At 69.5% G+C, this 12,364-nt stretch carries 12 protein-coding genes, 1 tRNA gene and 1 other RNA gene; 9 read left to right on the top strand and 5 right to left on the bottom strand.

From position 1 onward, the window contains the following. Both ACSNN7_RS12640 and ffs read right to left on the bottom strand, forming a co-directional pair. A partial coding sequence (locus ACSNN7_RS12640) for a DNA polymerase III subunit gamma and tau (RefSeq protein WP_436680929.1) occupies positions 1–1,269 on the bottom strand: 1,269 nt, incomplete at its 3' end. Between the two features lie 107 nt (positions 1,270–1,376). Then, positions 1,377–1,466: signal recognition particle sRNA small type (gene ffs, locus ACSNN7_RS12645), an RNA gene on the bottom strand. Between the two features lie 82 nt (positions 1,467–1,548). On the opposite strand from ffs, the gene ACSNN7_RS12650 reads away from it, so the two are divergent. After that, positions 1,549–1,633 (top strand) — tRNA-Ser (locus ACSNN7_RS12650). Positions 1,634–1,701: 68 nt separating this feature from the next. On the opposite strand, the gene ACSNN7_RS12655 is transcribed toward ACSNN7_RS12650, so the two are convergent. Then, positions 1,702–1,950, bottom strand: coding sequence for a flavin reductase (locus ACSNN7_RS12655; RefSeq protein ID WP_436680930.1), 249 nt, complete (start codon positions 1,948–1,950; stop codon positions 1,702–1,704). Continuing rightward, entirely contained in the window at positions 1,947–2,192 is a 246-nt protein-coding gene (locus tag ACSNN7_RS12660) for a hypothetical protein (RefSeq protein ID WP_436680931.1), read from the bottom strand. The genes ACSNN7_RS12655 and ACSNN7_RS12660 overlap by 4 nt, the downstream gene beginning before the upstream one ends. Before the next feature lie 197 nt (positions 2,193–2,389). Between ACSNN7_RS12660 and ACSNN7_RS12665 the strand changes: the two genes are divergently transcribed. The 6 genes from ACSNN7_RS12665 (at position 2,390) to ACSNN7_RS12690 (ending at position 7,568) form a co-directional block, all read left to right on the top strand. Beyond that, a complete protein-coding gene (locus tag ACSNN7_RS12665) occupies positions 2,390–3,157 on the top strand; it encodes a helix-turn-helix domain-containing protein (protein WP_436680932.1) in 768 nt (255 codons plus the stop codon). Next, the gene (locus ACSNN7_RS12670) at positions 3,148–3,339 is read left to right on the top strand and encodes a DUF397 domain-containing protein (protein ID WP_436680933.1); all 192 of its coding nucleotides are present in this window, start codon (positions 3,148–3,150) and stop codon (positions 3,337–3,339) included. The genes ACSNN7_RS12665 and ACSNN7_RS12670 overlap by 10 nt, the downstream gene beginning before the upstream one ends. 81 nt (positions 3,340–3,420) lie before the next feature. Next, a complete protein-coding gene (locus ACSNN7_RS12675; RefSeq protein ID WP_436680934.1) occupies positions 3,421–3,612 on the top strand; it encodes a DUF397 domain-containing protein in 192 nt (63 codons plus the stop codon). 159 nt (positions 3,613–3,771) lie between these two features. Further along, positions 3,772–4,386, top strand: a complete 615-nt coding sequence (locus ACSNN7_RS12680; RefSeq protein ID WP_436680935.1) for a hypothetical protein — start codon at positions 3,772–3,774, stop codon at positions 4,384–4,386. 32 nt (positions 4,387–4,418) lie between these two features. Beyond that, positions 4,419–4,913: a hypothetical protein gene (locus tag ACSNN7_RS12685; RefSeq protein WP_436680977.1), complete on the top strand. Its 495-nt coding sequence runs from the start codon at positions 4,419–4,421 to the stop codon at positions 4,911–4,913. A gap of 105 nt (positions 4,914–5,018) precedes the next feature. Continuing rightward, entirely contained in the window at positions 5,019–7,568 is a 2,550-nt protein-coding gene (locus tag ACSNN7_RS12690) for a hypothetical protein (RefSeq protein ID WP_436680936.1), read from the top strand. A 103-nt stretch (positions 7,569–7,671) separates the two neighbouring features. On the opposite strand, the gene ACSNN7_RS12695 is transcribed toward ACSNN7_RS12690, so the two are convergent. Further along, the gene (locus ACSNN7_RS12695; RefSeq protein ID WP_436680937.1) at positions 7,672–9,303 is read right to left on the bottom strand and encodes a hypothetical protein; all 1,632 of its coding nucleotides are present in this window, start codon (positions 9,301–9,303) and stop codon (positions 7,672–7,674) included. Positions 9,304–9,760: 457 nt separating this feature from the next. On the opposite strand from ACSNN7_RS12695, the gene ACSNN7_RS12700 reads away from it, so the two are divergent. Then, a complete protein-coding gene (locus tag ACSNN7_RS12700; RefSeq protein WP_436680938.1) occupies positions 9,761–10,630 on the top strand; it encodes a YDG/SRA domain-containing protein in 870 nt (289 codons plus the stop codon). A 207-nt stretch (positions 10,631–10,837) separates the two neighbouring features. Then, positions 10,838–12,325, top strand: a complete 1,488-nt coding sequence (locus ACSNN7_RS12705; RefSeq protein WP_436680939.1) for a hypothetical protein — start codon at positions 10,838–10,840, stop codon at positions 12,323–12,325. Positions 12,326–12,364 lie beyond the last annotated feature (39 nt).

A 12,364-nucleotide genomic window follows, 5' to 3' on the forward strand; every position in this document is an offset into this window, starting at 1 on the left:
CGACATGCGCGGCACCACCGCGCCCCGGCTGCTGCTGGAGCTGATCTGCGCCCGGATGATGCTGCCCGGCGCGGAGCCGGCGGCGGCCGACGGCAGCTCGGCGCCACCCAGGGTGAGCCGGCGTTCCATCCGCTCCAGGCGCTGGAGCAGGCCGCCGGTGGTGTCGTCCGCGCCGGGCAGCATCATCCGGGCGCAGATCAGCTCCAGCAGCAGCCGGGGCGCGGTGGTGCCGCGCATGTCGACCAGGCCGTTGTGCACGATGTCGGCGCAGCGGGAGAGGGTGCCCGGGCCGAGCCGCTGGGCCTGGGCGGCCATCCGCTCGACGTGGTCGGCCGGGCCGTCGATCAGGCCCTTGGCCGCGGCGTCCGGCACCTGCTGGAGCACGATCAGGTCGCGCAGGCGTTCCAGCAGGTCGGAGGCGAAGCGGCGCGGGTCGTGCCCGGCCTCGGCCACCCGGTCGACGGTCGCGTACGCGGCGGCGCCGTCCCCGGCGGCCAGCGCGTCGCACATCTCGTCGATCAGCGCGGAGTCGGTGACGCCGAGCAGCGCGGCGGCCCGGGCGTAGGTGACGCCCTCCGGACCGGCGCCGGCGATGAGCTGGTCGAGCACGGAGAGGCTGTCCCGGGCGCTGCCGCCGCCGGCGCGGACCACCAGCGGGAAGACGGCCGGCTCGACGGTGACGCCCTCCGCCTCGCAGAGCTGTTCGAGGTACGGCCGGAGCGTCTTCGGCGGGATCAGCCGGAACGGGTAGTGGTGGGTCCGCGACTTGATCGTGCCGAGGACCTTCTCCGGCTCGGTGGTGGCGAAGATGAACTTGACGTACTCCGGCGGCTCCTCGACCAGCTTGAGCAGGGCGTTGAAGCCGGCCGACGAGACCATGTGCGCCTCGTCGATGACGTAGATCTTGAAGCGGCTGCTAGCCGGCGCGAAGAACGCCTTCTCGCGCAGCTCGCGGGCGTCGTCGACGCCACCGTGGCTGGCCGCGTCGATCTCGATCACGTCGATCGAGCCGGCACCGTCAGTCGCCAGCGAGCGGCAGGACGCGCAGGTGCCGCAGGGCTCCGGGGTGGGGCCCTGCTCACAGTTGAGCGAGCGGGCCAGGATCCGGGCGCTGGACGTCTTGCCGCAGCCCCGGGGACCGGAGAAGAGGTAGGCGTGGTTGAGCCGCCCGCTGCGCAGCGCCTGCGACAGCGGTTCGGTGACGTGCTCCTGCCCGATGACCTCGGCGAAGGTGCGTGGCCGGTACTTGCGGTAAAGGGCCAGTGCCACCCGTACCGCCTCCTCTCGACCGAGCCATTCTGCGCCGGTCAGGCGCGGGTGACCACCCACCACCCCGTGACCTGACCCGCAGGTACGGTACCGGCGCCCGGAGACAAAAAGGCCTCCCGTGCACCCGGCAGAGCTCGCTTATCCTTGCTGCCTTCCGGCCCTGGGGAGGTTCACGAGGTACCGCCGCACGGGAGGTGACGCCAAGCCTACCCGACCCCGCGTGGATCTTCGGGGGGTGGTGGGGTGGATGGACCGGCGGAGACCTGTATCCTGGCTCGCGGAGGATTCGCCTAGAGGCCTAGGGCGCACGCTTGGAAAGCGTGTTGGGTTAACACCCTCACGAGTTCGAATCTCGTATCCTCCGCTCGCTTGAGCAGGAAAACGACAGGGTCGGCCCCGCGCGGGGCCGGCCCTTCGTCGTACGCGCAGAGGTCACCCACGGGCACGGGCCCAGGAGACGAACCGGTCGATCAGGCCCTCCGGGTTCGTGCCGGGTTCAGAACCGGCCAAGTGTCCGGCCGCCTCGGCCTGAAGGGTCGCCAGGTAGACGGTCAGCGCGGCCCGGTCGTGGCGGTACTCGGCGAGCAGCCGCAGTTTCGCCGCCGAGCAGGGCCAGGCGATGCCGCATGCCTGGCAGCGCCAGGTGGGTCGGGTGGGGACGTGCTCCCGGCGGCGGCTCACCGCGACGGCACCTCGACGGCGACCGCCCGGTCGACCCGGACGAACGCGAATCGCTGGCGGATGCGGAGCGTGCCGTCCGGGTTCACCTCGTGGCCGCGCAGCTCGGCCCACTGCGCCCCCTCGAACGGGACGACGCTCAGCACCTCGGTGATCCACAGCGTCAGCGGGCCCTTCCCGAAGCGGTAGGCATCGGCCGGGACGCGGATCGTGGCGCCGACGGTGACGCGGGACCTGGCTGGCATGGGCGGGGCCTCCTTCGCGGTGGAAGGGGCCGCCCCGCCTCCGGCGTCGAGGCGGCCCCTGACTGACGCCGACCGCCGGGCTCACTCCCCTCCACCGGCCGCGCCGTCCTGTGCGACCACCGTTGCGCGCGTCACCGGACAGGTACACCGCGTAGCTATATGGTCGGCGGATATTCGAGACATCCGATGGAGGGGCCGTGAACGACGCGCTGCGGGCGGCGCTGAGCGACACCGGGCACACCACCGAATCCCTCGCCGAACGCGTCGGCGTCGATCCGAAGACCGTCGCGCGCTGGCTGACCGAGGGCCGCATCCCGCATCCTCGGCACCGCTTCACCGCGGCGGAAGCCCTCGGCCGGGACGTGGCGGACATATGGCCGGACACATCGAGACGCCGGGACCCGATCTGGTTCCGGCCATGGCAGGAGATCGAGCGCGAGGCGGTGTCGCTGCGGTGGTTCGAGCCGAGCGTCCTGCCTGGCCTCTTACAGACCGAGGCATATGCCCGAGCGGTGCTCAGCGACGCGGGTCTGATCCCCCGAGGTGATGTCGAGCGGCGGCTGGCGGCCCGCCTCGCTCGCCAAGGCGTTCTCAATCGGGACGACCCACCGCAGTTCGTGGCCGTCATCGACGAGGCGATCCTCCGCCGGCCGGTCGGCGGCCGGGCGACCATGCACGAGCAGCTACGGGCCCTGGTCGCGGCGTGCGCAGAGCCGCACATCCGGGTGCACGTCGTGCCGTCGACGGTGGGCGCCTACGCGGGCCTCAACGGGCCGTTCGTGATCGCCAACAGCCATGACCACCGGGTCGCCGGCTATCTCGACAACCAACTTCAGGGACAAGTGGTTAGCGACCCGGAGGACATCGCGGCGATGATGGCAGCGTGGGAGAACGTGCGCGGCGAGGCGTTGTCCCACTGGCAGTCTGTCGATCTCATCACGGAAGTGGCGGAGACATGGACCTGAACAACGCGCGGTGGCGCAAGAGCAGTCGCAGCAGCGGCAACGGCGGTGCATGCGTCGAAGTCGCCGACAACCTGCCCGGCATCGTCGGCGTACGCGACTCCAAGGACCCGACCGGACCGGCGCTCATCTTCGCGCCGGCCGCCTGGCGCGCCTTCGTCGCCCGGGTCGCCGAACGGGCCTGACCCCAGCCTCAGCGAGGGCGCATCGAGGGGTGAGGCGCTGCCTCATTCGCAGCCTGTCGAACTTCCGGGAAGGGCGGAGACATGGACCTGAACAACGCGCGGTGGCGCAAGAGCAGTCGCAGCAGCGGCAACGGCGGCAACTGCGTCGAGGTCGCCGACAACCTGCCCGGCATCGTCGGCGTACGCGACTCCAAGGACCCGACCGGACCGGCGCTCGTCTTCACGCCGACCGCCTGGCGCGCCTTCGTCGCCCGGGTCGTCGAGCGGGCCTGACCCCAGCCTCGCAGCGGGAGCCCCCAGGAGGGCCGATACTCCGGCCAGCACAGGGGCGGATGACCCACGGCCCGGCGGGTACCGTCCGGATGATCGACGGCGGCACCGGTTCGTCGTACACATGTTCCATCCACAGGCTGTGGATGCCGGAGGGCTCGGATGAGTTACCAGCTCAGCGCGGTGGTCGCGGACGTCGAGCTGCTCCGCGAGCAGACCGCCGAGCTGGACCACGCGGTCCTCGCCGCGCTCCGGCAGGACTTCGCCCTGCTGCCGGTGACGCCCCAGCTCGTGCAGGAGCTGACCGGCGCGCTGCCCGACTTCGCCACCGACGAGCCGAGCGCGGAGCAGCCGTTCCAGCTGATCCTCTCCCCCGCGTTGGCGGAACTGCTGGCCCGCTGGTCGCGGCAGGGGCCGGTGGCGTACCTGGAGGCGGAGTTCGCCGGTGGCGCCGGGCACCAGTCGGCGGTGGTGTGGCTGGGTGGCGAGGTGAGCTGGGGTCCGCGGCTCGACCGGCTGCTCGACGGGCCCCGCGCCGAGTGGCCGATCAATGCGGCGCTGACCCGGCTCGGTGTCGAACCTGGCCGGTGGCTCGATCCCTTCGCCGAGCTGGGCCTGCACCTGGAGCGACACACCGACGGCTGGCTGGCCCATGGACGGCGGGGACTCTCTGCCGACTACTGGGACGAGCTGGCCGAGGAGTGGGAATACCGGCAATCCGGCCAGGAGCAGCAACCTGAGCGGCCCGGTTCCGTTGGGGACTGGGGGATTCCATGAAATTGCGACAATTCGTATTCATTGCCACGCTGCTGACGGCTGCCTCGATCTCGGGCAGCGGCGTCCGTCCACAAGGGTCGGACGTGCCGGCCCCGCCGGTCGGCGACACCGAGGTGGTACGCCTCAGCGGCCTGGCGCAGGTCGAGTTCGGTGACACCGAGCAGGAGCTGACCCGCCGTGGCGTGCTACAGGCCGAGGCCGACTCCTGCGGGCCGACGCTGGCCGGGCACGGGGCGGCCAGCCCGATCTTCGTCGACGACCGCCTGGTGCTGCTCTGGCTGGACGACCCGATGAGCACGCCGGAGGGGATCACCGTCGGCACGCCCGTCGACGAGGTGCTGGCCAGCTACCCGTCGGCGGTCCGGCTCGACGCTCCACAGCGGACTTACCGGTTCGACGGGCTGCTCGCCCGTGACGGCGACCGCGCGTACCTCTTCCTGCACGACGGCACCGCCGTGCGGGAGATCATCGCCGGGTACGCCGACTGGGCCCGCCGCCTCTTCGACGAGGGCTACGGCCCCTGCTGAAGCCGGCCTGCACCAGCAGGACAGTTAGGCGATTGTCGGCGATCGACACCCGTGGAATCATCTCCTCGCCCGCCCACTCGCGCGGGGATCCACGGGGGAGTTGATGTGAAGACAACCTTGTCCGCCCACCTGAGAAACCGCTTCAGGAACAGCCTCTCGCCGCTGGCGCTGGTCGCGGCGACCACCATGACCCTGTCGATCGTCCTGATCGGGCCCGCCGCCGCCGGCGCCGCGGCATCCCGGCCGGCACCGGCCGCCAGCTCGTCCGCCACGGCCACCTCGTCCGCCACGCCGACGTCGTCGCCGACCGACCGGGCGACCGCCGGGGCGACGACCAGGGCGACGACCGAGCGGAGCCGCACCCGGTCGGCCGCCGTCACCCCGCGGCCGAGGACGCGGAGCACCAAGCCGCCCGCGTGTGGCGGGAAGCTGACCTACGGCAAGGTCGAGACCTGCGCCTCCATCGCCGACGCGCAGGAGAACGCCTGGACCTTCACCACGACCGTCGACTCCGACACCCTGTACGCCCGCCTCAACGGGGTGTCGGGCACCGGTGTCGGCGCCCGGGTCACCGACCGCAACGGCCAGGTCTCCTGCTACGTGGGTCCCTACCTCAACGAGTGCCGGCTGGGTCCCGCCGGCCCGTACACGCTCACCGTGACGACCACCTACGGCACCGGAGAGGGGGCCTACACCCTCTCGGTCGAGTCGATGCGGACGCCGTCGGAGTGCGACACCCTGCCGGAACCCTTCTTCTCGTTCGCCTCGGCGGGCGTGCGCGGCACCCTGCCGGCCGGCCTGGCCGCCCGCTGTTTCAAGTTCGACCAGCCCACCGGCAGCCGGCTGCACCTGGCGGATCCGAGCGGCGCCGGTGACGTGCAGGGAAGCATCCTCGACGGCGGGTACGAGCCGGCCGGGTGCATGGTTCGATACACCACCGAATGCACCCTGACCGGGCCTGGACCGTACCGGCTCTTCCTCCACGAGCTGTACGGCAACGAGGCGGCGTACGCCCTCAGGATGCCGCGCCTCTCGCAGGCGGTCGGCTGCCCGGCGGTGCCGCTCGCCCCGTTCGGCGACCCCGGCGCCGCGGTCGGCCGGGGTTCGGTGGCCGAGCGGGAGGAAGTGGCCTGCCACTCGCTGACCTCCAGCACCCCCGGCTCGGTCGTGGTCCGGTTCAACCGCAACCAGGACCAGCACCTGTCCTGGGGCGTGTACGACGCCGCCGGCCTGCGGATCTGCGACGAGTACGAGTCCGCCCGGCACTGCGCCCTGCCCGCCGCCGGGACGTACACGCTGCTGGTGCAGAACCAGAACGACTTCGGCACCGTCGTCGACTACCCGGTCGCCGTGACCGCGCTGCACCGTACCGACGGGTGCGCGGCGGCGACCGGCACCAGCTGGGAGGCGCCCGCCCTGGTCCTGCACCAGACCTCGCCGGTGCAGACCAACTGCCAGCCGTTCCACGCCGAGGCCGGCGACCGAATCGTCACGTACACCGCCCCGGACCGGTACAACGACGCGGCGGCGTGGCTGGTCGACGCCGACGGCAAGGTGCTCTGCACCGAGTGGTCGGAGCAGGACGGCTGCGTGCTGCCGGCCACCGGGACGTACCGGGTCGTCTCGTACCTCGCCAGCTGGGCCGACGACAGCACCGACCTGACGTACCGGATGCAGGTCCGGCGGCTCTCCGACGCCGTCGGCTGCCCCACCGTGACGCTCGGCACCTACGGCTCGGCGCCCGCCGGCGGCCTCGGCGGGATCCGCTGCCGCACCCTGGACGTCGCGGCCGCCGGCCCGTACCGGCTGCGCGCGGTCGGCGACGACAACTACGAGCGCTACGGCCGGGTGTACGACCAGGCGGGCCTGCGGGTCTGCGGCACCGGCCGGTGCGAGTTCCCCGCCGCCGGCAGGTACACGCTGGTGCTGGGCGACCGGGGCACCGGCCAGGTGATCGACAACGACGTCCGGCACGCCGTCGCCCTCCTGCCGTGGGCGCCGTCGGACTGCGCGCCGGTGTCGGACGCCGGCTGGCGGGACACGCCGCACCGGGGCACGTTCCCGGCCGCCGGCCAGGTCAACTGCCTCCAGCTGCCCAGCCCGGCCGGCTCCCGGATCGTCCAGTCGCAGCCGGGTGAGACCAGCTTCGACGCGAGCCCGGAGATCACCGTCGTGGACGCCACCGGCGCGTACCTGTGCGACTATTCCTCGCTGCGCCAGTACACCTGCGAACTGACCGGCGAGGCGCCGTTCCACGCGGTGCTGACCGGCCCGGGGGGCAGCCCCGTCAGCGCGTACGCGATGGCCTTCAGCCGGGTCGACGGTCCACCGGCCTGCCCGGTACTGCCGCGTGACGCCGCGGGGGCCACGGCCACCACCGGCGCGGACCGCTTCGTCGCCTGCTGGTCGGTCCCGGCGGACCAGCACGCCGCGCGGGAGACCTTCACCTGGACGCGGACCTCGGGCACCGGCGACGCCCGCCTGTCGGTGATCGACAGTCGTGGGATCCGGTACTGCGGTCCGACCGGCTACGCCGTCGAGCGGACGATCACCTGCACTCTGCCGGCGGGTCCGGTCACGGTGCTGCTGGAGTCGGACGCGGTCGACGCCGCGTACCGGCTGACCCACCGGGACGCCGCCGCCCCGACCGGTTGAGACGGGTGGGCCGGCCTCACGGGGCCGGCCCACCCGCACCGCCCGTACACGTCGAACGCCCGGCCGATCCTGACGGATCGGCCGGGCGTTCGGCATGGTCGGATCAGTAGAGCGCGGCGCCGCTCTGCGGCCCGGCGATCCGGATGCCGTACCGCTGCGGCCAGACCACCTCGGTCCGCAGGGACGATCCGCTCCACGAGGCGTTCAGCGGCACGAGCCCGCCGGTCGAGCCGTGGAACGGGACCATGAGCCCGGACGGGTAGCCGGCGATGTCACCGCCCACCTCCTCACCGATCGACGTCGCGACGGAGTCGAGCGGGCCGGTGCCGTTGAGGTTCAGCACCGCGACGGACGCGCCGAACTTGTCCCCCCGCTCGGAGCCGCCCGGGACGACCGGGTGGTTCTGGTCGAACCCCTGCGCGCCGCTGCCGGTCAGGCCGGCGGACGAGCCCCGGAGCAGGGTGACGACGCCGGCCTCCGCTCGCGTGCCGACGGCCTCGCCGGGGGCGCCGATGAGCAGGTCCGCCCGGCCGTCGCCGGTCACGTCGCCGGTGGCGAGCGCCGCACCGAAGCGGTCGCTGTCCTCCGGTTCGCCCGGCACCCCGGCCGTACGCTGGGTGATGATCCGGACGGCGGTGCCGGACAGGCCGCCGGTGCGGCCGGTGAAGACCGCGACGAGCCCGCCGTAGATGTGCGGGGTCTGGGCGCTGGGCGCCCCGGCGACCACCTCACCGAGGCCGTCACCGTTCACGTCGCCGATCGCGAGCGACTCGCCCAGATACCACGCGATGACGCCACTCTGGTCGATCTTCGGAAGGACCGCCGCGCCGGTGACCCCGGTGGCGCGGGTCATCGACACGCCGGACGGCGAGCCCCACATCAGGCTCACCATGCCCGTGCCGTTCCAGGAGGCGCCGTCGTTCTCACCGGGGGCGCCGATGACCAGGTCGTGGTACCGGTTGTTGTCGACCTTGCCGATGGCGAGCGAGAAGCCGAACCGGTCGTTGCGCTCGGCCCCGCCGGGCACCGCGGCCAGGTCCTGCTGGAGGAACTGGGCGCCGGTGGCGGTGAGGCCGGTGGAGCCGCCGTACAGGACGGTGACCGACCCGGCCATCGCCTTGCTCCCGATCCCCTCCCCGTAGGCGCCGATCGCCAGGTCCTCGCGGGCGTCCCCGTTGATGTCGCCGGCCGCGAGCGCAGCCCCGAACCAGTCCTGGTTCTCCGAGTCACCGGGCACTCCCGGCGAGTTCTGGCTGAAGTGGGTCGCCGAGTCGGGCCGAAGCCCGGTGCTGCCGCCCGGGATGATCCAGACTCCGCCACCGTGAGCCCGGGTACGGGGATCCACCTCGTCCGGGTCGCCGATCGCCAGGTCGTCGTAGCGGTCGCCGTTGAAGTCGCCGGCCGCCAGCGCGTTGCCGAAGCAGGCACAACCGCCGTTGTCCGCCGACAGCACACCCATGAAGTAGTCGACCTGCGGCGCGGACGAGTAACGCACGACGACCACACCGGTCGGGGACTGAGGAAGGCTGTAGTTGAAGGGGTCACCGGTGGCGGCGATGTCGTCGATGCCGTCGCCGTCGAAGTCGGAGCGGGTTCCCCCGGTTCCCCGTACCGGCGTGGTCGCCTTCGCCACCCGGTGGTGCAGGAGGGTGAAACCCTCCCGCGTGATGGTCTGCACGTCACCCGCCGCCTGGGCGGGGACGCTGACCGCCAGGCCGGCCAGGACGGCCAGCACGGACACACCTGTCGTCGTTCGACGCACCAAGAACCCCCGTTCGCTGTGGATGCTTCGACACCGTAGAAGAGGGGATCGAGGGCGGTAACCAGATGAACGGGCAGGTCGGGTGACGACCTGTAGGTCGCCGTCGGCCGAACGGTCGCCGCGGCGGGGTGTCGCCGGAAAGCGGAACGCCCGGTGCGATCCTCGCGGATCGACCGGGCGTCCTCGCTGTTCACGAGCGGTGGCGGCGGGATTTGAACCCGCGGAGGGCGTAAACCCTCACACGCTTTCGAGGTCTGCGATCATGCATCCGCTGTGGTCCGGTAGTGGCCACGAGCAGGCGTGATGGTCCCCGACGACTGGCGGCATACACCCGCGTACCGCGGCGAACGAGACCGCAACTGAGACCGCCCCTGCCACGACGGCGCCTCGCCGCCCCGCGGACGTCCGCCCCTTGCCCTATCGTGCCGCCATGGCTTTCGAGCGGACCTACGGCGAAATCCCTGGCTACCCACCCGGCTCAACCTTCAAGAACCGGGATGAGCTCGCCGATTCCCAAGTGCACCGGCCGAACCAGGCCGGCATATGCGGAGGCAAGGACGGCGCTGAGTCGATCGTGGTCTCGGGCGGCTACGTGGATGATGAGGACTACGGCACGGAGATCGTTTACACAGGTCAGGGTGGCAATGACCCAGCCACTAAGCGGCAGATCGCAGACCAGCAGCTAACCCGCGGCAATCTTGGACTCGCTCGAAGCCAGATCGACGGCAACCCGGTCCGGGTGATTAGGGGCGCCGGCGGAGACCCGAAGTACTCCCCCAAGGCAGGCCTCCGGTACGACGGACTGTTCCGCGTAGTCGACCACTGGCACGATACTGGCAAGGATGGATTTCAAATTTGGCGTTACCGCTTGGTTGCGCTCGAAAGCGCTGACCCGCCGCCCGCAGGCACCCTTGGCGCTACAGGACCTGCCGCACGTACCGAAGCCACGATCCAACGCCTAGTTAGAAGTACCGCCGTCGCCAACAAGGTGAAGCGCCTGCACGAACACAAGTGCCAGGTCTGCGGCATCCAGCTTGCGACACCAGCTGGCCCATACGCAGAGGCAGCACACATACGTGCGCTGGGCAAGCCACACAACGGCCCCGATGTGGCGAGCAATGTCCTTTGCCTCTGCCCCAACGATCACCTGCTCTTCGACACTGGCGCCATCTATATTGAAGCCGACGGCACTGTGAGGCAGGCGGGTACGGCTGCCGAACTTGGTAAGCTCCGGCTGATTCACGGGCACTCAGTGGACTGGGCGCAGCTGGCTTACCATCGGGAACACCACCAGCCATAGACCAGACGCGATTCCCGATGCGCTGTCGTCGATTGGCAACCTACCGCCGCCCGACTGTCCTCACGGGTCCTGGCAAAGACGCGGGTTCGGGGCCGGAAGCGCTAGCTGGGCTAGCATCGAAACACCGCAACTCGGTAGCAAGACAACCCTCGGCAACGCTTCGGTTTGGTGGTCGCATCGGGCTCCACTCCCGTGTACCGTATGTTCATGTCAGACGCACCGAAGGCGGACGATAACCCACTGGATGTAGACGCGGCCGACCTCAGCATCTTTCAGGACGACGATGCGGAGCCAGCGGATGACGGTCAAGCCGCAGGCACGGCCAGCCAGACCGAGGCACTAGGTCTCCTGCGGAGTGTCGGATACGACGCAGAACATAGCCATATCGATCTCGCCTTCAAGTCCTTCGACGGAGCGCATTGGTTCTCAATTTTCAAACTTCAACCGAATGGCAAGAAGGAACGCTCAGGCATCCTTCCTGACTACGCGATACGCGGATATGTAGGCGAACTCGAAAAAGGCTGGTCGGCGGATCCGGATGGCCTGTCCATCGCATCGGCGGACGGTCGGTACGTAGAACTTATGATTTCGGGACGTTCGATGCGTATGCGACTCAGGCAGACTAGTCTTGCAAAGGGTACCTACACCTCCCCGCGCAGCAAATGCCCGAGCGCGGCTACCGATGGCGACCATGCGACAGCGTTCAGCACAGCATACGGATTAGAGGATCGACCGATCCCCGGCAGGCATAATGGTGTTCATCTTCCTGTTGTCCTCCACCTGGGCAGTGGGAAGGGCGACTGTGTAGAAGTCTCCAACCCTTCGGCCACCATGGCAGCCATATATTACAAGGCAGCAAACGGAATGCGCCCTACGGACTACCCACGGTCCGCTTCCATCAAATTCCGCTTCGCCGAGGGCGGATCGAGGGAATTCGCGATCCGTCGAGCCAGAGAGGTGGCAGCAACGCTTTTCTTCGAGATGGCAGCGATGGGCTGGCATACGATTCGGCTTCACGAGCCTTTGCGGGAACGCAGGCGCAGACTGCCACGTCAGCGCAGCGGCGAGTCCGTACTGAGATTTCCGCCCCAGGTTGTGGATGCACGGGCTGCTTCGCTCTTCGTTGGCGCAGAAGAGGCCACGAGCCCCCTGAGCGTTTATCTTTCGTATTACCAATCGATTGAGTACTACCTTCCGTTCAGTGACGAGCGAAGCACCATTGCTCGCCTTCGGAGAGAAATATTCTCCCCGGGCTTCGACCTAGGCAACGATTCCTCCCTCCTCCGATTAGCCCGAGCGGTTGGCAGACAAAGCAATAAAAGCGAGAGAGAATCTTTTCAGGCACTTCTTGCCTTTGCCCTTCCCAGAGATAAGAGTGAGGCAATATTCGATGGGGTCGCCGGCCGGTATAAGGATCATTTCGGGAAGCGGGGACCCATCTCTGATGTCGGACACGTAAACACACAAGACAAGCGCCTCCTATCGGATCAAATCGCCGACCGAATATATGACCTGCGGTGCCGTATCGTGCATTCCAAGGTCTCAGGCGGAGCCACGGGCGCTGAACCCCTGTTTCCGACAGATAGCCAGGTCGACCACCTAGAGGCCGACATCGAGTTAGTCAGGTTGGTTGCGATAGAAGTTATTACGGTTTTCGCTACGCCGAACTTCAGGATCGGACCCGGAGTCTCGTAAACGCTGCCACAGCCTCCGGCCCCTGTGGCAGTCCTATCC

The organism is Micromonospora sp. URMC 105, assembly GCF_051386295.1.
Lineage (GTDB): Bacteria > Actinomycetota > Actinomycetes > Mycobacteriales > Micromonosporaceae > Micromonospora.

Bases quoted from the DNA above. Each gene is read 5' to 3' on its own strand.
- ACSNN7_RS12675 (WP_436680934.1), top strand. From the start codon at position 3,421: ATGGACCTGAACAACGCGCGGTGGCGCAAGAGCAGTCGCAGCAGCGGC.
- ACSNN7_RS12660 (WP_436680931.1), bottom strand. From the start codon at position 2,192: ATGCCAGCCAGGTCCCGCGTCACCGTCGGCGCCACGATCCGCGTCCCG.
- ACSNN7_RS12670 (WP_436680933.1), top strand. From the start codon at position 3,148: ATGGACCTGAACAACGCGCGGTGGCGCAAGAGCAGTCGCAGCAGCGGC.
- ACSNN7_RS12700 (WP_436680938.1), top strand. From the start codon at position 9,761: ATGGCTTTCGAGCGGACCTACGGCGAAATCCCTGGCTACCCACCCGGC.
- ACSNN7_RS12705 (WP_436680939.1), top strand. From the start codon at position 10,838: ATGTCAGACGCACCGAAGGCGGACGATAACCCACTGGATGTAGACGCG.
- ACSNN7_RS12680 (WP_436680935.1), top strand. From the start codon at position 3,772: ATGAGTTACCAGCTCAGCGCGGTGGTCGCGGACGTCGAGCTGCTCCGC.